Genomic DNA, 23,569 nt, shown 5'->3' on the forward strand with positions numbered 1-23,569 from the left:
AAAAATGAATCAACAAAGTGCAAGATTGACTCATAGTAAGTGCACATTCACTCTTTTACAATTAATTTATCCAAACAGCGAAAGGGAAATCGATATGAAACTAAACGGAGTGTTCAAGGAACTGTACAAAAATCGCACCTTGCTGCTCATGTTCTTACCAGTCGGGGTACTGTTCTTGCTCTTTAACTATCTACCGCTGGCTGGTCTTGTAATCGCCTTCAAGAATTTTGATTTCTCCAAAGGGATTTTTGGAAGTGATTGGATGGACCCACTGTTCAGCAACTTTGACTATGTATTCTCTTCTCCGGTGGCATTCCGGGCCATCCGCAACACGATCCTATTAAATGCTCTCTTTATAGCAATAGGGCTCGTTTTTGAAGTTGGGTTTGCTCTCCTATTGAATGAAATGCGCAATAAGTATTTCAAACGAATTACGCAATCCTTGACCTTTTTACCGTTCTTTATCTCATGGATTGTTGTAGGTGTATTCGCTTATAATCTGATGAACTATGAGAATGGAGCGATAAATCGCTTCCTGGAGTACCTAAATCTTCAACCGATTGACTTCTATAGTAGAGCCGAGCTGTGGCCGGCTATCCTAACCATTGCTGCCCGCTGGAAAATCACTGGCTATGGCACAATTATCTATTTGGCCGCGTTAACCTCTATTGACAGTTCCTATTATGAAGCTGCTTCCATTGATGGAGCATCTAGATGGCAGCAGATCAGGTACATCAGTATTCCTATGCTGCGGCCAACGATTATCATCCTGACGCTACTAGCAGTAGGTAGAATTATGAATGCTGATTTTGGGATGTTCTACGCCATGGTAGGTGACGCTTCGCTACTCTTTCCAACCACAGATGTTATTGACACCTTTGTCTATCGGAGCCTGCGTAAATCTGGTGATATTGGGATGGCTTCCGCTGCGGGCTTTCTACAGTCCTTTGTTGCCTTCTTCCTAGTCCTTGGGAGTAACTATGCGGCACGCAAAATCGACAAAGACTCAGCGATATTCTAAAGCCAAGCTCATCTAACTTTAAGGAGGTCATCCCACACGATGTCAGCAAGAAAATTCTCTTTCAGCCAGTTCCTAATCGCTTTGGTCATCGGCCTATTCAGTCTGGCCTGCCTGTTCCCGTTCCTCATGGTGATCTCAGGCTCGCTTAGTACGGAAAAAGATATTATGCAGTACGGCTATTCTATATGGCCGAAGACGATAACATTTGATTCCTATCGTATTTTACTTCTTGGCTCTAATCGAATCTTTGAAGCGTACGGAGTCAGCACATTCGTCACTGTTGTCGGAACTATTTTGTCGCTCTTCTTAACGAGCATGGGCGCTTATGTAATGGCAAGACGTTCTTTTAAATATAGGAATATTCTTTCTATCTTTGTCATCATCACCATGCTCTTCAGTGGGGGATTGGTTCCCTGGTATATCGTTATCGTCAGATACCTGCATTTGAAAGATACGATTTGGGCGCTTATTCTTCCATCGCTGGGGAATGCCTTCAATATGTTTCTTATTCGAAACTTTATGCTCTCTATTCCAGAGGATCTGCATGAATCGGCCAAAATGGACGGTGCAGGTGAATTCAGAATCTATTCTAGGCTGATCATGCCACTGGCTCTACCAGTTCTAGCGACTGTTGGCTTGTTCGTAGCTCTCGGGTATTGGAACGACTGGTTTCTCGGGTTAATGTTCGTCGATAAGCAAGAGCTTCAACCCCTGCAACTCCTTCTGCGAACATTGATCTCTAATGTCGATTTCTTGAAGAACTCTGGAAATGCGGCAGCGATGCAGCGGATTTCAGCTCAGATTCCTTCCGAGTCTATCAAAATGGCGCTAACAGTTATAACCATTGGACCTATTATTTTCTTGTATCCATTCCTGCAACGTTATTTCGTTAAAGGTCTTATGGTTGGAGCAGTTAAAGGTTAACTATGTCGACTTAAGTCGTATAGTATAAATTAAAGGTAAAGGGGAGATTAGGATGCGCAAACGCATGGGTAGATTTCAGATCGTCCTGATAGCAATGCTAATGCTAGGACTGATTATGTCCGCATGTAGCTCGAGTGGCGGAAATACTTCGTCCAATGAAACGAATCAAAACAAGGGCAACACCGGTTCTAACACAGAGCCTGCGAAAGGTGAAGATGAAGTTACACTCAAATTCTATTTCGGTGGGGACAAAAAGGCGGCCACGGACGAGGTTTGGTCCAAGATTAGTGATTACGTGAAATCCAAAGGCCTAAACGTTAAGTTCTCCGTAAATTTCATACCATTTGGCGACTTCAAGGAAAAAATGCTCGTGATGGCCGCGTCCGGGGATAACTGGGATATGAACTTTGATGGAGATTGGCTCTCCTATAAACAAATGGCTGCAAAAGGTTCTTACATGGCCTTAAATGATCTGCTCCCGAAATATGCGCCTAATCTTGAGAAGAAATATGTAGAACAAGGAACATTAGGAGCCGCAACGGTTAACGGACAAATCGTAGGACTTCCATGGACAATGAAAATGAATGAACGTAAATTTGCTGGATGGCGTTCAGATCTGGCTGAAAAAGCAGGCATTAACATCGCTCCGGATTCTATTCAAACGATTGAAGATGTCGACAATCTGCTTCGTGAGCTGAAAAAAGCTTATCCGAACGAGAAGCTTTCCCGTACTACACCACTATCTTTGTATTATATCCGCGATGAATGGGTAGATCTCAACTTCCATGGTTTAGGCTTCTATCTGAGTGATCCGAAAATTACTATTCAATCTGTTGAACAACAGCCTTTCTTCCTCGAAGCTTCTCTTTTGGCAAAGAAATGGTATGACGACAAACTGATCAACAGAGATGCCATGATTGATAAAGAAGGAGCAGAAGATCAGTGGAGAAACGGTAAATTGCTCTTTACTGTAACATCACATGAATGGGCTTATGCTGATCCAGGCTTCTCTGATGCTTCCTATAAACAAGGGATGTCGCTCATGTATCCAGACAAAAAGTATGTCAACCGTACAGCACTTGCTAATGTTGTAGCCATCAATGTAAACTCCAAGAATCCAGATCGGGTACTTCGTTTCCTTGATATGGTGGAGACTGACCAAACGCTATATGATTTGTTGCAATACGGTATCGAAGGCAAAACCTATGTCCTGAATGGTGAAGCTGCGGATTATCCGGAAGGCATGCAGTCTTCTACGAGTAATTACATGGAGTGGGGTGGACAATGGGCGTTCTGGAAACCTCAATACATGCGTCCAACAACAACTTATGCTAAAGATTTCTGGGTGAAAGAAGCCGATTTTGCTAATCAGCCGTACAATGTGAATTCCCCGATTGACGGTCTGTTTATTGCTGAAGATGCTATGAAGAATGAATTAGCTAAACGCGATCAAGCCACCGATGAGATCAGCAGACCAATTGAATACGGTATGGTGAAAGATGTTAACAAAGCTGTAGCCGATTATGTGGAGACTCAAAAGAAAAACGGACTTGATAAAATTATTACTGAAACTCAGAAACAAATAGACGCTTATCTTGCTGCCAAAAAATAAGCTACGGAGTTACTGCATGGAAGTGGCACCAATCTGAATTCAGAAGGCATGCTGAAACGTGCGGAGACCACAGACCTACTGTATCGGATTTATAATTTGAAGTGATTATCATAAGGGTTTTTGATTAATAAAAAGGCGTCCCAAGTTGTCGTTTTACGACAGTCTGGGACGTTTTTTGTTCCATTCTATCCCATCAACAGGAAGAGGATAGAAATGCGGTGGAAAGTTTAATAACGTCCCGTTTGGATGTGTCGAAGATTGCATTAAAATAAAAGCGACACAAAAGGGGATGGTGAAATCATGGCAAAAATAACAGGTGTAGAATGCATCCGCACCAGACATGATGGAAGCTGGACAATTGTGAAAGTAACGACGGATCAGGATGGATTGTATGGGATTGGTTCCGCATCAGATTTGTATAATCCTGAGGCTGTAGTTCAAGTTGTTGAGCAACTGCTTGCACCACTTCTAAAGGGTCGTGATCCGGCAAATATTGAAGACCTCTGGCATCTTATGCATATGAGTGGTTATTGGAGAAACGGTGCGATTCTTAATACGGCTATCGGTGGTATTGATATGGCCTTGTGGGATATCAAAGGTAAAGAAGCGAACCTGCCAGTCTATCAGCTTCTGGGAGGTGCCTGCCGTTCGGCGGTCCCTTGTTATGGCCATGCTGGTGGCAATGATATCACAGAGCTCAAGGAAGATGTCTATAAATTCATTGAGGAAGGTTACACAGTGATTCGTGTCCAGATGGGAGGATACGGCGGCGGTGGGTTTGTCAGCGGGAAGGAAGCGAAGCTTCCTGTCCATCCTTGGAGCAGTGGTCCTGTATTTGACGAGCATGCTTATCTGAATGCCATTCCTGACATGTTCGAGAAGCTTCGTGTGGAATTTGGATCCGGCGTTCAGTTCACTCATGATGTTCATGAGCACCTCTCGCCTATACATGCGATTCAACTCTCAAAACGCTTAGAGCCTTACAGTCTTTTCTACTTAGAGGATGCAATAGCACCAGAGCAGATTGGTTGGTACCGCCAGCTTCGGCAACAGAGCGCAACACCGCAGGCTGTGGGTGAGTTATTTGTGAACCCGCAGGAATGGACAGGGCTTATGCAGGAGAAACTGATTGATTTTATTAGGGTACGAGTTTCCAAGGCAGGGGGCATCAGTGCCTGTCGTAAAATAGCCGCATTGGGTGAAATCTACGGTGTCCGCACGGCTTGGCAAGAAGGAGGAGAAAATGATCCAGTGAACCAGGCAGCTGCAGTTCATCTGGATATGGCACTCTGGAACTTCGGCATCCAGGAAATTAATCATTTCAAGCAGGAAGAATTAGAAGCTTTTCCAGGACATATCGTCAGACAAGGTGGGTACCTGTACCCCTCTGACAAACCGGGATTAGGTATTGATATCGATGAAGTGCAGGCTAAATCTCTTCTCAGAGAACAATGGAGTTCTAGTCAATATCACCGGCCTTATCCTCTGGACCGTAAAGCAGACGGAACATTGGTACGCCCTTAGATTACAGTACTAAAATAACCGCAGATCAAGGAGGTAGATTGAAATGAACACTATTGCCGTTACTGGTGGTGGGGGCAAACTTGGCTCTCAAGTAATCGGGATGCTCCAAGAGCAGAAATATGATGTTGTGTCGTTAGATAATCATCTGTCTGATCGAATTCATTGCAAGCAGATTAAAGTCGATCTGAATGATTTCGGGCAAGTGGTGGGATCGCTTGAAGGCGTAGATGCTATCATACATTTAGCTGCAATACCTGCTCCGATTCATTATCCACATTCTTATATTTATGCGAACAATACAGTGGCTGGTTATCATGTACTGGAAGCGGCTTCTCTCTTGGGTATTCGTAAAGTGATAATGGGCTCAAGTGAGTCTTCCTACGGATTTGCTTGGGCTCCACAACCCTTTTCACCGCATTATTTTCCGGTAGACGAAGACCATCCACAGCTACCGCAAGAATGTTATGGACTCTCCAAAGTCGTCAACGAGCTGACTGCTGAAATGTTTCACCGGAGAAACGGTATGCAGGTGACATCCCTACGTTTCTCTATGATTACTGGTCCTGGAGATTATCGACATCTTGCGATAGCAAAACCGGAGACGTTCAAACCTATTTTATGGAGTTATATTGATATTCGGGATGCAGTGACAGCTTGTATTGCCGCTCTTCAAGCTGAACTTAATGGAGCCATCCACCTGAACATCACTGGAGATGATACATTAAGTGACCGAACAACAGAAGAACTGCTGAAGAGCTTTTACTCTGAAGTAGGAGACTTGCGTAAGACATTCCAAGATAGAGAGGCTATTGTCAGTAATACTCTGGCGAAAAAGCTCCTGTCTTGGCAACCTAAATACTCATGGTCAAATACAGAAGTAGAATAGCAACCTATCAAAAAAGCATACTTTAGGAGGTCTTATCATGTCTAACAACAATCAAGATATAATTGTCGAATCAAAAAAGAGAACATCTTTGAATCCTGTAATTACATCCATCTATACGGCTGACCCATCAGCTCATGTCTGGAGTGATGGTAAGATTTATATTTACGCTTCCCATGATATGGATCCAGCCAGAGGCTGTGATCTTATGGACAGATACCACGTGTTTTCCTCTCAAGATATGGTGAATTGGGTGGATGAAGGTGAAATTCTTAGTTCGGACGATGTCGCTTGGGGCAGACCTGAAGGCGGTTTCATGTGGGCTCCAGACTGTGCGTACAAAAATGGAACCTACTATTTCTATTATCCTCATCCGAGTGACTCGAATTGGAATGATTCGTGGAAAATTGGGGTAGCGACAAGCAAGAAGCCAGCAAGTGATTTTACCAATCAGGGATATATTCCAGGGCTTGGTGGATTCGCTTTGATCGATCCATGTGTGTTAGTGGACGAAGATGATCGCGCTTATATGTATTACGGCGGAGGGAGTACATGTCTTGGCGGGGAACTGAATGAAGATATGTTGTCTCTGAAGAACGGGATGACTGAAATGGAGGGACTAGAAGATTTCCATGAAGCAGCCTGGGTATTCAAAAGAAACGGTCTTTACTACCTTACCTATGCGGATAACTTAGAAGACAATAATCGAATGAGATACGCAACCAGTGAGAATCCGCTTGGTCCGTGGATGTACAGAGGAATCTTTCTAGAGCCGACAGGCTGTTCAACAACTCATGGTTCTGTGGTGGAGTTCAAAGACCAATGGTATTTGTTCTATCATAATCAGGCCATTTCTGGAGAAGGCAATCTGCGTAGCGTATGTATCGATTACCTAGAGTTCAACGAAGACGGTACGATCAAGCCGGTTATTCAGACAAAAGAGGGCGTCTCATCGATTGGAACTGCACCGGAAGTAAGTCCTAATCTTAAGACATATCCGGCTGCGGATTGTATGGTTTTTGGAGGAGCAGAAATACAGAGTCTAGAATCAGGTCAACAGGTGGTGAATCACTTACAAATAGAGGGTTCCTACGTTCTTTTCAATAATGTAGAGGGAGGAGAGGGCGGCAGAGCTTCCATTGAACTTCATTATGCTACGAGTGAACGTCTGGCAAAAGTGAATTTATACGTCAATGATAAGGATTACTCGCTCCTTAATGCCCTCTCCACTGGTGGAGCTCAACAATTTAGTGGCCGTACGAATATTACCGTCAATGTATTGCCGGGTGCTATTAATACGCTGAGAATCACGGGCGGTCATGGTGAAATTAGTATTATACAAATGACGATTAGCCCACTTGTGGATTGAAATGTACTCTATTTTTTAAAATAAATTACTATTAAAAGTCAAAGGTTGATCTCACATCTTTCTTGAGGTCAACCTTTGTTATTGTTATTCAAATTTCGAGACGAAAGAACGACTGGAATAAGCAATAATGCAACGAAGCCTCCACCAAGTGATAAAAGGGCGTAACTGGAATTTGCTAAAATCATACCAGATAAAGCTCTACCAGATGCTCCTGCCAACGCGATCAAGACATCTACTGATTACTGTGGCTCCAATAATAACGCCCTTTTTGTTGAAAGAAGCTGTATTTCCTGTTGAATGATCAGGATGACTTGGAGTGGAGCTTAGTGCCTCTGCAAGAGCTTTTGCAACAACGAGCGGATCTGATCTAAGTAAAGCTAGAAGGATTAAACCAGCGACAATGTATGCTGCAGCAGCTAGAATGAACGGTTCGGCAAGAGCCGGGACACCAATAGATTCAGCGAACTTTCCCATTACATTAACTAAGTTTGGCCCAGCAACAGCACCAAATGTAGTTGAAACCATCGCGATGCTAATCGCTGTTGCTCGTTGAGTGGGGGCCGCCAGATCTGTACCCGCATAACGTGTCTGCAAATTAGTTGCAGTGCCTGCTCCATAGATAAGCAATGAGAACATTAAAAGTAGAATATTATTAGTTAAAGCAGAAATTACGACTCCGATTGCTCCTAATCCGCCTATTAAGAATCCAGTAGCAAGACCACTACGCCTTCCGAATCTTTGAGATAGATGTCCAACAAATAATGCTGCCCCAGCAGATCCTAGTGTAAAAAGTGCAGCAGCAAGACCTGCTCCTCCAAAAATTTGCGAAATGATGACAATAATTAGTGTTTTCAGATATAATTGGCGTTGTTTTTCTGGAGAAACGAGGTAACTTTATAACCATTCAGGCTGATTGCTAATACTTGTAGAATCACTAACTTTCGTCGACATTAGATTTTCCGCCTTTCTAGCAACACTTCTTAATCTTCTTGCTTTTGTTTTTAATTCGACTGCCTCCACGGACATTAAACAGTAAGGTCCTCTACAATAAGCGACTACATCACAATTTGAGGGTAAGGAAGCAAGCTTCTCTTCTAATTCTTCAATAGGAATAGATATAGCCCCTGGAATATGTGCCACATCATATTCTTCCTTCGGTCTAACATTCAACAGCAAAATTACTCGTTATTAAATTAGTGAAGGGTCCAAACTAAAATTATTATATTAATAAAGTTAATTATTATATATATTCCAGTTTTCCAATGTACTATAATGATATAGATGCATTGTTAGCATGTTATTAAAGGAATGAAGATTTCAAGAAACAACCTATAGAATTGAACAACAGGAGGAAATAAGTTGAGCACACAGAATGTGGGAATTCCATTAGAAGGTTTTGCAGAATTTAGCCGGACAGTAGCCGCTGAAGGTGCGGTGCTGGTGAAGAATGATAATCAGGTACTTCCGCTTGGCGAAGGCGATAATGTTGCGATTTTTGGCAGATCTCAAGTGAATTATTATCGCAGTGGTACAGGTTCCGGCGGTAGTGTCCATGTTACTTATACGACCAATTTATTGGATGGTCTTCGCACTAAGAAGAACTTTACAGTTAACGAAGAGCTGGCTGCTGTCTATGAAAAGTGGATTGAACAGAATCCATTTGATAATGGTGGAGGCGCATGGGCTGCAGAACCTTGGCATCAGAAGGAAATGTCTTTGAGCAATGAATTAGTTTCCGAAGCTAGAAACAAATCGAATAAAGCCATTCTTGTAATTGGACGCACGGCAGGGGAAGATCAGGATAATGCTGATGCACCAGGCAGCTACCAATTGACAAATGATGAACAGGCAATGCTGAAGCAGGTAACTACATATTTTGAGCAAACAATCGTTGTCCTGAATGTCTCCAACATTATTGATATGAACTGGATGAACGATGAAAGCTATAAATATCCAATTTCAACTGTGATTTATTCATGGCAGGGTGGTATGGAAGGCGGAAATGCGATTGCAGATGTGCTGTCTGGAGAGGTAACTCCAAGTGGTAAACTGACGGATACAATCGCTTATTCCATCAATGATTACCCATCAACACAGAATTACGGCAATGAATTTACGAACTTGTATCAGGAAGATATCTATGTAGGATATCGTTATTTCGAGACATTTTGCCCAGATAAGGTTCAATTTGAATTTGGTTATGGTTTATCTTATACAACTTTTAGTATCGAGCCAGAAGAAGCCAAATTGATTACCAAAGAAGGCGAGTCCTTCATTGAAATCGGCGTAACCGTTACCAATACAGGAACTTCCTTTACTGGTAAAGAGGTTGTTCAGGTCTATTATGAAGCTCCGCAAGGTAAGCTTGGTAAGCCAGCTAAAGCTCTGGTGTCATTCGGTAAGACGAAAGTTCTTGAACCGGGTGAAGCACAGCGCCTTACCGTGAGTTTCTCAGCTCATTCTATGGCTTCTTATGATGACGCAGGCGTAACAGGACATGCTTCTGCCTATGTTCTCGAAGAAGGAACGTACCGCTTGTATGTGGGAACTAGTGTTAAACAAGTGGTGGCAGTCGGTGTTGAGGGTAAAGACGGCTATGTCGTTGAAGCTCTTCAAGTTGTGGAGCAATTGCAAGAAGCGCTCGCGCCTACAGAAAGCTTTACGAGAATGATGCCAGGTGCTCAGAAGGCGGACGGTTCGTACGAGATTGTTTATGTTGAAGTTCCTAAACGTAAAATTTCGTTGGCTGAGCGAATTGAAACTAATCTTCCAGAGACGATCTCACAAACAGGTAATAAAGGATATAAATTAAGAGACGTATATGAACAGAAGGTTAGCATGGAAGCCTTCATTGCACAGCTCAGTGATGAGGATTTGGCTGCAATTGTACGTGGTGAAGGGATGAGCAGTCCTTTAGTTACACCGGGCACAGCTTCTGCATTTGGAGGCGTAAGTGACAGTTTATTTAATCTCGGAATTCCAGTGGCTTGTACAGCTGATGGTCCTTCAGGGATTCGTATGGACAGCGGAGCAAAGGCGACTCAAGTTGCTATCGGAACGCTTCTTGCAGCTACTTGGAATGCGGATTTGGTAGAAGAGCTTTATGTTATGGAAGGGCAAGAGTTGTTAAGAAATAACGTGGATTCCTTGCTTGGACCTGGCCTTAATATCCGACGCAGTCCGCTTAATGGACGTAACTTTGAGTATTTTTCAGAAGATCCTTTGATCTCTGGGGTGTTTGCTGCTGCGTGTACTCGCGGTATCTTGAAAGGCGGCTCAACCGCTACGATGAAGCATTTCGCTTGTAACAATCAGGAGAAACATCGTAGTAAAGTAAACGCCGTGGTGTCTGAACGTGCACTTCGTGAGATTTATTTGAAAGGTTTTGAAATCTCCGTGAAGCAGGGCGGTTCGAATTCTATAATGACCTCCTACAATCCAGTTAATGGACACTGGGCGGCTTCGAATTATGATTTGAACACCACGATTCTTCGTGGAGAGTGGGGCTTTAAAGGCATTGTAATGACTGACTGGTGGGCGATCATGAATGATGTAGTTAATGGTGGACCAGCAGATCGGAAATTTACAAATTGGATGGTTCGTGCACAAAACGACCTCTATATGGTTGTACCTAACTATGGTTCAGAAATTAACGGATGGAATGATAACACCATTGAGTCGTTGGAAAATGGCACGTTAACCCGTGGAGAGCTCCAACGTTCTGCCATAAACATTTGTGAGTTTATCATGAATGCACCTGTATTCTCTAGAAAACAGGAAATTGTAGAAACTGTAGAGTTCTTTAAAGCTAATCCTTCACTTACTGAAGAACAAGCTCAATCCTTATCACAGAATCCACAGGTTAAACCTGTCGTAGAAGGATCGACTAGCTTTAAAGTGGAACAGGCTGGTCAATACCGTATCCTGGTGCATATCATGTCAACGGAACCTGAGCTGGCTCAAAGTGCGTGCAATGTATCAGTGAATGATCAATTGATGACAACCATTCAAACAAATGGTACTGAAGGTCAGTGGATCAGACAAAAGCTTGTGAAAGTTGAACTCGAAGCAGGTCTTTATGATATGAAATTGGAGTTCATCAAACCAGGTTTGCAAATCGATTGGATTGAATTTAATAAAATCGACTAGGTGTCATGTGTTAATGTTAGAATATTAGCCATTTCTAAAAACCGCGATATTTTTCGCGGTTTTTTTTGTTGTACTTATTGTTGCGGGGGTTCATATATTTCATTTCCACTGCTCCACATGAGTATGTAGGGGTGATTTCGAGTCCTTTATTGGATACTAAAATATGAGGAAATTGCCCGGTACACCAACTATGGTGTGTCGGGCTTTTTGCAGATTATATACTTTACAAATACTTGTCTGCATGTACTTGTGTTTGTTCGAATAAGTTAGAAAGTAGGACCAGGACAAACCATAGGTGGAGATGCGTAGAAATGGGGATGCGTAAACAAAGCTTTATTCGTGGCACGTTCATTTTAACCGTGTCATCATTTTTTACAAAAGGGCTTGGATTTTTGAATGGCGTATTGTTGGCACGTTTCTTAGGAGCCGAGGGGGTAGGGCTTCTTATGATTGCTCATCCACTGCTTCCCTTGTTTATTACGTTGACAGAGCTGGGACTTCCTGTTGCGATTTCAAAGCTTGTCTCAGAAGCTGAGGTTAAGCAGGATGAAGCGCGAGTAAAGCGAATTCTCAAAGTATCTTTAAGTATTACGGGTACGTTGAGTATTATACTAACTTTAGTGGCTCTATTTGGCTCCAAATGGATAGCGTCGGTTTTTTTAGCCGATCAGCGGGCGTATTATGCTATGGTCGCTATTACGCCGATCATTCCAATTATTGCGATGTCAGCTGTACTGAAAGGTTATTTTCGTGGAAAACAGAACATGAACCCACTGGCCTTTTCCGATATTATTGAGAATTTGGCGCAAATCATTGTCATTATCGGTGTTGTCAACGTTTTGCTGCCTTATGGGATTGCTTATGCAGCTGCGGGCGCTATGGCGGCTTCCGTGATCGGCGAAGGTTTTGGTTTGCTCTATTTGTTTGCTGTCTTCAAATGGGCAAATCGAGGGAAGATCAAACCCACCTCACCGCCTAATTCTAGTTTTTCACCCAAAGGAGACAGTACGTTGAGAGATCTGCTGCGCATCGGCTTACCGATGACAGGCAGCGGTTTTATTCATTCTCTCTATCATGCGTTTCTCCCATTGCTGATTACGAAAAGTCTAGTCCTGTTTGGTGTGGGGGTTGAGATGGCGACTAAGCAATTCGGACTTTTAGCGGGATATGCTCTCCCCATGTTGTTTCTCCCCAGCTTCTTCACACAATCGTTGTCCACTGCATTAATTCCGGCGATCAGCGAAGCAAGTGTGAGCAATAATAGCAAGCTTATGCATAGTCGGATGGATATGGCTATGCGATCCGCGCTTATTGTTGGTCTTCCATGTACAATCATCCTGTACTTATGGGCTGTACCATTAACTACTTTGATCTATCATTCGCCAGAAGCGGGTGAGCTGCTAAGGTTGATTGCCCCCTTATTTTTCCTTTATTATTTTGGAGCACCACTGCAAGCGATTCTGCTTGGTTTGGGGAAAGCATCAACCGTCATGTGGAACCATATTCTTACGAATATCTTTGAAGTGATTGCGATCTTTGTTCTCGGTTCTAATATTGGCATCGAAGGGGTTGCTATAGGGTTCGGACTGGGGCTTTTGCTGCTGACGCTGCTGAATTTTATGTCTGTGGCAGGAACGATCGGATTTTATTTTGACTTTCGCATTGTATTCAAGGTGGGTGCGGGAGGAATTATCATGACAATTTGCGGGATGACGGCTCATGGTATTCTGCAACGAATGGACCTGGGGCAGATCATTGAACTGTCCGGAACGCTAATCGTTTCATTGATCACCTATGCTGCAACATTGCAGGTAACTCATGCTTGGGAACGGTCACCGAAACCGCCGACGATTACGCCTGTTTCTTGAAAGGGGATATTTCGGTGTCGTGCTCCAAAAAGTAAATTGAGTAATGCAACCCTCTGTGTAACAGTATGAAGGCGGATGAAGGTAACGGACAAAAGTATTCAACCCCCGGTTCATAACATCAGAGCAACGATTCTCCAATAGCGGATGATCGCTGCTCTGATGTTTTTTACGAATTTTGTTTGAACTGATGAATACATACAGGAGCGGGCTATTGGAAAGGGGAGCTAGATCCAAAAGAGGACTACATAAAGTCGCGATCTAGCTTTTATGAGACACTTTAGAAGTGAAACAGGACTACGCTAGTTATTACCGAGTATTATCTTTGACCGTATTTTTTTCTAAAATGACTCAGTGTGAGTAACGGCCAGATATAGCGATAACTATGATAATTGGAATAGAAATTACCGGGGAGACCAGCACCAGTTGGATAAGAAGTTTTCCAATCCTCTTCATGAATAGACATGATTAATCTTTCAATCCCTTTTTCCACCGCTGCTGTTGATTTCGGCTGAATGGTGATGATTGCGTCAAGCGCCCATGCGGTTTGGGAAGGCGTACTTTCGCCTAATGGTACATACTTCAATAGCCGATCACTATGACAAGATTCCCCCCAACCCCCATCCGAGTTCTGTATGCTTAGGAGCCAATTCGCTCCTTTTTGCAATGTTTCATGTTCCAGTGGCAGGCCCACGGCCTGCAATCCTGTTAAGGCAGCCCAAGTCCCATAGATGTAACAAACGCCCCATCTTCCGTACCATGAGCCATCCTTCTCCTGATGCTGAATCAGCCATTTCACACCTCGCCCGATGAATTCGTTTCGCGTATCAAGGTCGGCAAAGTTCCCGAGATACTCCAAGGTGCGCCCGGTTAGATCTGCCTCCGAGGGATCAATAGCAGCAGATTTAGCCCCATCGATTGCGAGCCAAGTGAGCATTTCTTTATTGGTGTTTTTTTCAAAAGCTGGCCAGCCACCGTCTTTATTCTGCATCGATAGGACCCAGTTCAGTCCACGATTCCATGACTCTAGATAGGATGGCTGAGTTATTGATAAACTTCGAATGGCTCGTAAAGCAGCGGTCGTATCATCCACATCCGGATTAATCGTATTAGATTCTGAGAAACCCCATCCCCCCGGAGTCGTATCCGGATTATGAATACTCCAATCAGCAGTTTTATGCTGTTGTCTGGTCAGCAGATACGAAGTAGCACGTTGAATCGCGAGATGATGATCGGGAATTTGTGCCTCCTGTAAAGCATAAGCGATTAGAGCCGTGTCCCATATCGTAGACGGAGAGTTTTGAATTGTTGTTTTACTTTCAGAACGGCATTGCATCGCGGTAAGCCCATTTATGGCATTCGTAATCAGAGGATGCTGCTGGTCATAGTCCAGAGCCAGAAGGGCATAGACCATAAGAATTGTACTAGTTGCGTAACTGTATAGAGTCCCGTCGGATTCAATCCGCCGGAGAATAAACTGTTCTGCTTTGGTTCGGGCAACTTCGTGAATGTAGCGAGGGCTTCCAAGAAGTCTGCTTAGGCCAGTTTGAATAACGTCCTGCAGCTCATGATATCCACGGGAAGCGGGTTCAGCATCTTCAATGCGTGTGTCTATGAGATCAGATAGATCAGGAGCATTCGCTGTTGAGATCGAGAAACGTCGATCGGCCATAATAAGCATAGGCGTGAGATGCACTCTTGAGTAGCCAGAGAACTCAAAATAGTTAATAGGAAAATAAGACGGGAACAACAGAACTTCTAGGGGAATCGAAGAGATCGATAAAGGCCATTTGCTCTGACCAGTAGCTGCGAGAATGACTCTGGTTAGGATGCTGGTTACTTTTCCAATTCCTCCTTTGGATTGAATATAATGCTTTGCGCGCAATATCGGCTCATCTGTCACCTTACTGTACCCAGAATAGAGAAGGGCGTAGTAGGCTTCAACCGAGGTGGATAAGTTACCATCTTTTTCATCTCTATACAATTGCCAGAATCCAGCGGATTGCTGCTCAGCAAGAATGCGATCATGTAGCTGTCGAATCAGGGCTTCATTCTGTACGTTCAAAATCCGAAAGAGAATGATGACATAGGCATCGATAACGATTCCATTCTCAAAACAAAAGTGCCAAGATCCATCTTGCTGCTGTTGATCAATCAGGAATGCCGTTAAACGCTCGATCTCATTATCTACTGTGCTCAGTATAGGATTCATTCCCTAGGTACCTCCGAGGTCCTTCATTTTTAGTATTATATGATGGATGAGAGGTTGAAATGAAAAAGGACTGTAAAGTTGCTTGATGCAACCTCACAGCCCTTGATAATATTTAGCTAATCAATCGGTTAATTTTCAATCACGATACGGTTCAGCTTAAGATTTACCGGGGCAGCAATCGTGTCACCCACAGGGCATTTGCTTTCTAAAAATTGTACGAATGCTTCGACCTTCTCGGCAGGGGATGGGGTCTTTATGTAGAATGTATAGCGAATATCTGAATAGCCGGGACGGACTTCAGAACGGTTAAAAAATCCATCGAGGTCCAGATCACCTTCCACGTCTACTCTGAAATCTTCAAGCTCTACCTCAAATTTTGAAGCATAAACTCGTGCCACAATAGATTGGCAGGCCCCTAAAGAAGCAAGCAAAGCTTCAACAGGATTCATTCCTGTATCCGTACCCCCAAGATTTTGTGGTTCATCGATGACGAGCTCGAATTGTCTTGCTTTTGTAATGACTTTAACCCCATCTTGTAAATGGGCAGTTGCTTTGAAAGTTTGAACATTTGGCATTTGTCTACACTCCTTCTTCTGGACAACCCAATTATGATTAGATGTTTCGAATTTTATGTAATTCATAGTATTTTTCTAGGAATTGTTTAGATTATAGTTCTATTCTTTGTACCTTGTCAATACTTGATTTGTTTTATTGGAGGTAGATAATGTGTCGTTGAAATGACGTTTACGTGAATATGAAAATTGACTTCACAACTATCTCTATTATGTCGATAAATATATAGATTGTTTGGTATTTATATACACTGGAGGGATATTATGAACTATTCAGAACTAGGAAAACAATTTATAGGTGGGGAATGGAGAGAAGGGAAGAGTAGTAAAACACTGACAGACATCAATCCATATAATGATGATGTAATCCATACTTTTCAAATTGCAAGCGTTGTTGACATTGACGATGCTTATCAAGCAGCTTATAAAGCAAAGCTGGAATGGGATAAGGTTAACCCGTATATTAAACGTGACATCCTTGAGAACGCTGTTAAATATATTGAAGCGAATGAGGAAGAAATTACATCCATTATTGTTAAGGAACTGGGTGGAACGAGGCTGAAGGCAGCATTTGAGATTGGTCTTGTAAAAAATATGGTAAAAGAAGCGGCAACGTTCCCACTTAGAATGGAGGGTAAGATCCTGCCTTCTACAGAGGATGGTAAGGAGAATCGGCTGTACCGCATCCCTGCAGGCGTGGTTGGGGTGATTAGTCCTTTTAACTTTCCTTTCTTCTTGTCTATGAAGTCGGTTGCTCCTGCGCTGGGTGCTGGAAATGGTGTGGTACTTAAACCACACGAGGATTCACCCATTACGGGTGGAACTCTGATCGGCAAAATTTTTGAAGAAGCAGGTGTACCGAAGGGGCTATTAAATGTTGTAGTGACGGATATAAAGGAGATTGGCGACGCGTTCGTCGAGCATCCGATTCCGAGAATCATTTCCTTCACGGGTTCGACTAAGGTTGGAAGCTATATAGGTCAACTGGCAATCAAGAACTTCAAAAAGCCGTTACTTGAGCTTGGCGGCAATAGCGCGTTCATTATCATGGAAGATGCGGATCTCGACTACGCAGTACAAGCTGCGACATTCAGCAGATTCACACATCAAGGTCAGATTTGTATGTCTGCCAACAGAATCATTGTACATAAGACGATCTATCAGGATTTTGTAAATAAATTCAAAGAGAAGGTATCTACACTTACAACAGGTGATCCGAGTGATCCACAGACCATCATTGGACCAGTCATCAACCACCGCCAAGCAGAGACACTGGAAAAGTTAATTGCTAAGGGCATAGAACAAGGCGCTGTTCCTCTGTTGCATGGTAAGATTACCGGCCGAATGGTAGAGCCTACTATCCTTATTAATGTTAAAACGGATATGGCTGTTGCACAAGAGGAGCTGTTCGGACCAGTTGTATGTATCATTCCGTTCGAAACGGATGAGGAAGCTATTGAAATTGCCAACGATACGCGTTTTGGGCTAAGCGGAGCAATTCATACCTCCAATCTTGAGCGTGGTGTAGAAATGGCTAAGAAGGTCCACACTGGAATGGTTCATGTGAATGATGTCACGATTAACGATGAGCCGATTGTAGCTTTCGGAGGAGAGAAACAGTCCGGTATAGGCCGTTTAAATGGGAAATGGAGCTTGGATGAATTTACAACGATGAAATGGATTTCAGTTAATTATGGACAAAGAAAACTCCCTTATTAAGGGTTTGGAGGATAAAACGTGAATGAGATAAATGTAGAAAAAACACAGCATGAACTGATTAATGCTTTCGTAAAAGTGGCTCCACTGCTGAATAGTCTCTATAACGATGACATTACAATTGGCATTTATGACACGGAAAAACTGATCATCAACATTCCGGGGAAAACATTCTCGCTGAATGTCAATCCTGGGGACCCACTGATGGAAGGGGATATTGTAACAAATGCGATTAGGAATGATACAGCATTATCAGCTGTCGTTCCGAAAGAGCTGTTTGGTTTTCCGCTTGCTGCACGTGCGATACCGCTTCATGACGAGCAGGGCAAGGTAATCGGTGGTATCGGTATGGGGACAAGCCTTGAGAAGGCGAATAAGCTTTTTGAAATGGCAGAAAGTTTTTCCGCTATTGTCGAACAGACAACGGCATCTATTGATGACATCAGCCAATCGGTTTCTCATCTTACCGGTCGTGTGACAGACATAACAAACCAAATGAAGGATGTTAGCTCCAGTGCTCAGCAGATCGGAAAGATTTCGACTGTGGTTAAAGAGATTTCGGATCAGAGCAACATGTTAGGACTTAACGCTTCTATTGAGGCGGCAAGAGCAGGAGAATTTGGGAGAGGATTTTCGGTTGTTGCCGATGAAATTCGGAAGCTGGCGACGAGCTCCAAGGAAAATGTGGACCAGATTAATGGCATTTCTAAGAATATTCAGGAACTTTTACAACGGTTAAATCATACGTTTTCTGATATTCACGCGCTTACCGGTAGTCAATCAGGAGCAATTAAAGAATTTTCTGCAACGATTCAAGAGATAAGCTTAAAAGCGGAGGAACTAGCGCAGGTTGCTGAAGAAACGCTTTTTAGAAAAGATAAAAGTCAATAAGCAATCAGCATTGATTATACATTAATAAGAATTAATAAGAAGAAATACAGTTATCTTGTATTTCTTTTCTCTCTTTAAGCCTGCGCTTTACGCGGGTTTTTTTGTTGTTTGTTGGGATTCAGAAATGAATAATGCTGATGTTACAAAATGGAAAAATAAAACTTGACAGGATTAGATCATCTCGTATACATTTGTATACATAAACGAATCGTATACATATGTATACAAAAAAGGAGGAGTAAATATGCGTGATGGACATTTCGGAAAACGCGGTCATAGAGAACATGGGGAACACAAAGACCGTGGAGAGCATAGAGATCGCGAGCATATGAGCAGACATGGGATGGATTCTATGGATGGTCCCCCCAAAAGTGCTCAAACTTTTCGTCGCGGCAGAGCTCTAGCATTTTTGGAAAAGCTGAATGTGAATCGAGCCACTTTACAGCGGCAGCTGCAAACACCGGAGCTGGATTCGATTAAGCAAGTGATTAGCGGTGAATTGAAGGCAACGGAAGCGATCATTGAAGAGTTTATCCATATTTTTCAGATTCATGAAGTAACGCCGGAAGATAAGACTGTTGGCGAAATTAAAAAAGAGGAGAATGATCAAAAAAATGAAAACCATTGATCTTATAAAAACCCGTAGAAGTATTAAGCAATTTAAGGCGGATTCGATTCATGAGGATGATTTATTGAATTGGCTGGAAGCAGCTAGTTATGCTCCAAACCATCGTATGAACGAACCTTGGGAACTCCTATTTATCGGGCCTGAGACTAGAGCTAAATTAAAGCATAAGACGAATTTTGGAAGCGCTCCTGTCGTTCTTGCTATCTTATCTAAACCTGGTGCAACAGCGTTTGAACGTGATGAGAATGTTATGGCTGCCGCATGTTTCGCACAGAACTTCTTATTAGCTGCACATGAAGTGGGAGTTGGAGCCTATTGGGCTTCTTTAGGTGCTTTACCTCATAATCGTGAAATTCTAGGTGTCCCGCAAGATTACGATGTGATTGGACTATTTGGCATTGGATATCCGGAGGAAGTTCCAAATACTAAGCCAAGAACACCGATGAAATCAAAAATCACATATTTATCTTAAAAGGTGATGGAATGTGGAAACTTAAGAGTTACTTAAGGCCATATTGGTTGTGGTCTGTGTTAGCACCACTTATGATGATGCTCGAAGTGTTTATGGATTTGCTTCAACCTACACTAATGGCAAGCATTGTGGATCATGGGATTATGACGAAAGATTTATCACATATTTATTCGACGGGATTGACCATGCTTGGTGTAGCATTTGTCGGTCTAATTGGTGGGGTGGGCTGCACCGTTTTTTCGAGCATCGCCTCACAAAATTTCGGGAATGATTTACGGATTAACCTGTTTGAACATATTCAGAAATTCTCAAACAAGAATCTGGACCAATTGAAGACGGGCTCGTTGATTACTCGTTTAACAAACGATGTGGTACAGCTACAAACCTTTGTTCAGATGATTTTGCGGAATATTCGCTCTCCATTGCTATTAATCGGCAGCTTGATAATGGCTATACGGATTAGTCCTTCGCTGACCCTTATCCTTGTCGTTGCCGTGCCATTGCTGGTTGCAATATTATATGGGTTGATTCGACTTTCTTTCCCTTTGTTCGAGAAAATGCAGGTCAAATTAGACGGCGTCAACACAGTATTACAGGAAAATTTATCGGGTATCCGTGTAGTCAAAGCCTTCGTCCGTGCTAAGCATGAACAGAAACGATTTAATACAGCTAACAAGGATTACACAGAAACTGCGATAAAAGCGGTGCGATTAATGTCGTTAAATATGCCGCTCATGATGCTTGTGCTCAATGTCAGTATCGTAGCTGTTCTTTGGTTTGGTGGGCTGCAGAGCTGGAACGGCTCGCTGCCGGTCGGTCAGCTAATTGCCTTCATTAACTATATCACCCAATTGTTGATGTCTATGCTGATGTTGAGCAATATGCTCACATTCTTCTCGCGTGCAAAGGTCTCCGCAGATCGGGAGAATGAAGTGTTTTCTACGATCAGCGAGATTACAGACGTAACCGAATCTAAAAAAGATACGATACTAAACGGTCGAATTGTATTTGACAACGTTTCCTTTGCCTATGATCCTGCGGATGAGAACCTCGTGTTAGATGGCATCAATTTCACTGCTGAGCCAGGTGAAACTGTAGCCATCCTTGGAGCCACAGGCGCTGGAAAATCAACCTTGGTGAGCCTCATTCCACGCCTTTACGATGTTTCTTCTGGATCAATCACAATTGATGGTTCCGACACTCGGCAAATTTCTTTGGAACATTTACGTCGCAAGATCGGTTACGTTATGCAGCAAGCCATTCTGTTCAGCGGAACAATCCGTGATAATATCCGATATGGCAGACCGGAGGCTACGGATGAAGAAGTGGAACAAGCAGCAAAAGCTGCTGAAGCGCACCCTTTTATTTTAGAGCTACCACAGGGTTATGATACAGTGCTTGGCCAACGAGGCATCAACTTGTCCGGTGGGCAGAAGCAACGGCTTTCGATTGCAAGGGCGTTGTTAATACAGCCAACAATTCTCATCATGGATGACAGTACGAGTGCGCTCGATGCGGCGACTGAGTCACGAATTCGGCAAATGTTAAAAAAACGGCTGAGTAGCAGCACTAATATAATGATTGCTCAGCGTGTCACATCAGTGATTGACGCGGACCGCATCTTAATTCTAGAAAACGGCCGAATTGCTGTACAAGGTACACATGATGGTCTAATGAGTAGCAGTGAAATTTATCGAGACATCTGGAAATCACAGATGAAAGGGGAGGAGGTTCCTTATGTCAAAGCATGACAACGGCATGAACACTCCCCCTATCCATAGACCAGGCGGATTCGGACCAGGAATAGGACCGGGATCTGGCCCCGGACGCGGCGGCGCTGTGCCAATCGTGCGCGCCAAAAATCAAGCGAGCACGCTTAAACGCATCTGGACTTATTTGAATCGTCAGCGGTTCGGGTTAATCATTGTATATGTATTTACTGTGTTGAATGCACTTCTTTCATTGATCGGACCGTATCTCATCGGTAAAGCGATTGATACTGCGGTTATTCCACACGATTATCAGGGTCTTATTCGGTTTTGCATACTCCTTATTGGCATTTATGGGCTAGGCAGTGTAGTTGCCTGGGTGCAAGCATACGTCATGACATCTGTTTCGCAGAATACTGTTTTTGAGCTGCGCCGTGATCTGTTCAGCAAGTATCAGCAGCTGCCCATTAAATTTTTTGACACTCGGGCTAACGGAGAATTGATGAGCCGGGCAACTAACGATATAGAGAGCGTATCCAGCACACTCAATCAGAGTGTAACCCAATTGTTAAATAGTTTGATAACATTAAGCGGCTCCCTCGTTATTATGTTAATGCTGAACGTTCCGTTGACTGTAGTCTCATTAATCACGATCCCGCTCGTATTATTGGCTAGTCGAAAAATCATTGGTTTAAGCCGCACTTATTTTAGAAATCAGCAGCGACATTTAGGTGAACTTGGCGGGTTCATCGAAGAAACCATCAGCGGACAAAAGGTGGTCAAACAATACAGTAGGGAAGAGTCAGAAGTTAAACGATTCCGAAAAATAAGCGGAGAACTGAATAAGGTCAGCATTAAGGCACAAATCGTATCAGGATTAGTAGGACCCGTGATGAACATGATTAATAACCTTGGTTTTGCGATCATTGCCGGGGTTGGGGGCTGGATGGCTTTCCATAACATGGCTACGGTTGGTATAATCGTTAGCTTCCTTACCTATTCCAAACAGTTCGGTAGACCCATTTCTGATCTTGCTAACCAGTACAATTTAATTCAATCTGCAATCGCCGGTGCAGAGCGTGTGTTTGAGGTTTTGGAGATGCCGTCCGAATACGGGGATGAAGAAAGTGAGGATCTCCCAAGATTAACAGGGGAGGTTGTTTTTCAGGACGTTTCTTTTGCTTATAAAGCGGATTCCCCGATTCTGTCTGGCGTTACGTTTGAAGCAAAACCTGGGGAGAAAATTGCACTCGTTGGCCCAACAGGAGCAGGTAAAACAACCATCGTTAACCTGCTGATCCGATTCTATGATTTGAATGGCGGTTCCATACGAATTGATGGTCGCGACATCCGAGAGCTGGATAAAAACGCACTTCGTAGTCAACTAGGGATGGTGCTGCAAGATGCGCATGTATTCTCGGGAACGATTCGTGAGAATATTCGGTTTGGCCGACTCGATGCGACCGATCAAGAGATTGAGCAGGCGGCTCAGCTAGCCAATGCAGATGCTTTTATCAAAAGATTACCGCATGGTTACGAGACCCTCCTCAATGCAGAAGGCAGTAATCTGAGTCATGGCCAGCGCCAGCTGTTAACGATTGCTCGCGCAATTTTAGCTGATCCTGCCATATTAATTCTTGACGAAGCAACCAGTAGCGTGGACACACGTACGGAAATGCACATTCAACAAGCAATGAAGAATTTGATGAAGGGTCGAACAAGCTTTGTAATCGCCCACAGGCTTAGTACGATCCAGGACGCCAATCGCATACTCGTGATCCAGGGTGGAGGAATTGCTGAGCAAGGAAGTCATGAGGAGCTTCTTGCGATGCAGGGCGCCTATTACGAGTTATACAATACCCAGTTCAAACGAGCGATTTAAAGAAACATTTGTATGGCTTATGAAAAAACACTGACTTGGATCAGTGTTTTTTTGTTAGCGAGGTGACCACAGACCATCGAATTGACCGCCGAAACGCTACATTGTATGCTACTACAAGATAATGTAAACAAGGAAGTGAT

16 protein-coding genes and 2 pseudogenes are annotated in these 23,569 nt (G+C 43.3%); 14 read left to right on the plus strand and 4 right to left on the minus strand.

All coding sequences use genetic code 11. The features are described 5' to 3' along the window. Positions 1-94: 94 nt before the first annotated feature. The 6 genes from H70737_RS13975 to H70737_RS14000 all read left to right on the plus strand — a co-directional run bounded on the left by H70737_RS13975 (position 95) and on the right by H70737_RS14000 (position 7,333). Positions 95-1,021, plus strand: a complete 927-nt coding sequence (locus H70737_RS13975) for an ABC transporter permease (protein WP_042188121.1) — start codon at positions 95-97, stop codon at positions 1,019-1,021. 39 nt (positions 1,022-1,060) lie between these two features. Next, positions 1,061-1,945 carry a carbohydrate ABC transporter permease gene (locus H70737_RS13980; protein ID WP_042188123.1) on the plus strand — a complete coding sequence of 295 codons (885 nt, stop codon included), beginning with the start codon at positions 1,061-1,063 and terminating at the stop codon, positions 1,943-1,945. 52 nt (positions 1,946-1,997) lie between these two features. Next, positions 1,998-3,557 (plus strand): extracellular solute-binding protein, encoded by a 1,560-nt coding sequence (locus H70737_RS13985; protein ID WP_042188125.1) that lies wholly within the window; start codon positions 1,998-2,000, stop codon positions 3,555-3,557. Positions 3,558-3,857: 300 nt separating this feature from the next. Then, entirely contained in the window at positions 3,858-5,081 is a 1,224-nt protein-coding gene (locus tag H70737_RS13990; protein ID WP_042188126.1) for an enolase C-terminal domain-like protein, read from the plus strand. A gap of 43 nt (positions 5,082-5,124) precedes the next feature. Further along, positions 5,125-5,967 carry an NAD-dependent epimerase/dehydratase family protein gene (locus H70737_RS13995; RefSeq protein WP_042188128.1) on the plus strand — a complete coding sequence of 281 codons (843 nt, stop codon included), beginning with the start codon at positions 5,125-5,127 and terminating at the stop codon, positions 5,965-5,967. A gap of 37 nt (positions 5,968-6,004) precedes the next feature. Next, complete coding sequence (locus H70737_RS14000) at positions 6,005-7,333, plus strand: family 43 glycosylhydrolase (RefSeq protein ID WP_081951117.1); 1,329 nt, start codon at positions 6,005-6,007, stop codon at positions 7,331-7,333. Positions 7,334-7,678: 345 nt separating this feature from the next. On the opposite strand, the pseudogene H70737_RS31650 reads toward H70737_RS14000, so the two are convergent. Beyond that, a pseudogene (locus H70737_RS31650) lies at positions 7,679-8,188 on the minus strand (MFS transporter); the annotation flags it as partial. Positions 8,189-8,227: 39 nt separating this feature from the next. Next, a pseudogene (locus H70737_RS31655) lies at positions 8,228-8,512 on the minus strand (rhodanese-like domain-containing protein); the annotation flags it as partial. A gap of 180 nt (positions 8,513-8,692) precedes the next feature. Between H70737_RS31655 and H70737_RS14015 the strand changes: the two are divergent. Then, complete coding sequence (locus H70737_RS14015) at positions 8,693-11,482, plus strand: glycoside hydrolase family 3 C-terminal domain-containing protein (RefSeq protein WP_042188130.1); 2,790 nt, start codon at positions 8,693-8,695, stop codon at positions 11,480-11,482. A 311-nt stretch (positions 11,483-11,793) separates the two neighbouring features. Beyond that, positions 11,794-13,350, plus strand: coding sequence for a stage V sporulation protein B (gene spoVB / locus H70737_RS14020; RefSeq protein WP_042188132.1), 1,557 nt, complete (start codon positions 11,794-11,796; stop codon positions 13,348-13,350). Positions 13,351-13,666: 316 nt separating this feature from the next. On the opposite strand, the gene shc is transcribed toward spoVB, so the two are convergent. Then, positions 13,667-15,559: a squalene--hopene cyclase gene (gene shc / locus H70737_RS14025; RefSeq protein WP_042188135.1), complete on the minus strand. Its 1,893-nt coding sequence runs from the start codon at positions 15,557-15,559 to the stop codon at positions 13,667-13,669. Positions 15,560-15,687: 128 nt separating this feature from the next. Then, on the minus strand, positions 15,688-16,134 hold the full coding sequence (locus tag H70737_RS14030) for an OsmC family protein (RefSeq protein WP_042188137.1): 447 nt from the start codon (positions 16,132-16,134) through the stop codon (positions 15,688-15,690). A gap of 258 nt (positions 16,135-16,392) precedes the next feature. Here H70737_RS14030 and H70737_RS14035 point away from each other — a divergent pair, with 258 nt between their 5' ends. The 6 genes from H70737_RS14035 to H70737_RS14060 all read left to right on the plus strand — a co-directional run bounded on the left by H70737_RS14035 (position 16,393) and on the right by H70737_RS14060 (position 23,429). After that, the gene (locus tag H70737_RS14035) at positions 16,393-17,850 is read left to right on the plus strand and encodes a benzaldehyde dehydrogenase (RefSeq protein ID WP_197071318.1); all 1,458 of its coding nucleotides are present in this window, start codon (positions 16,393-16,395) and stop codon (positions 17,848-17,850) included. An 18-nt stretch (positions 17,851-17,868) separates the two neighbouring features. Next, the gene (locus tag H70737_RS14040; RefSeq protein WP_042188141.1) at positions 17,869-18,738 is read left to right on the plus strand and encodes a methyl-accepting chemotaxis protein; all 870 of its coding nucleotides are present in this window, start codon (positions 17,869-17,871) and stop codon (positions 18,736-18,738) included. Positions 18,739-18,982: 244 nt separating this feature from the next. Further along, complete coding sequence (locus H70737_RS14045) at positions 18,983-19,366, plus strand: hypothetical protein (protein ID WP_052404285.1); 384 nt, start codon at positions 18,983-18,985, stop codon at positions 19,364-19,366. Then, complete coding sequence (locus H70737_RS14050) at positions 19,353-19,838, plus strand: nitroreductase family protein (protein ID WP_042188143.1); 486 nt, start codon at positions 19,353-19,355, stop codon at positions 19,836-19,838. The genes H70737_RS14045 and H70737_RS14050 overlap by 14 nt, the downstream gene beginning before the upstream one ends. An 11-nt stretch (positions 19,839-19,849) precedes the next feature. Beyond that, positions 19,850-21,589 (plus strand): ABC transporter ATP-binding protein, encoded by a 1,740-nt coding sequence (locus H70737_RS14055; RefSeq protein ID WP_042188145.1) that lies wholly within the window; start codon positions 19,850-19,852, stop codon positions 21,587-21,589. Continuing rightward, entirely contained in the window at positions 21,576-23,429 is a 1,854-nt protein-coding gene (locus H70737_RS14060; RefSeq protein WP_081951118.1) for an ABC transporter ATP-binding protein, read from the plus strand. The genes H70737_RS14055 and H70737_RS14060 overlap by 14 nt, the downstream gene beginning before the upstream one ends. Positions 23,430-23,569: the final 140 nt, after the last annotated feature.

Source organism: Paenibacillus sp. FSL H7-0737 (assembly GCF_000758545.1).
Lineage (GTDB): Bacteria > Bacillota > Bacilli > Paenibacillales > Paenibacillaceae > Paenibacillus_AQ.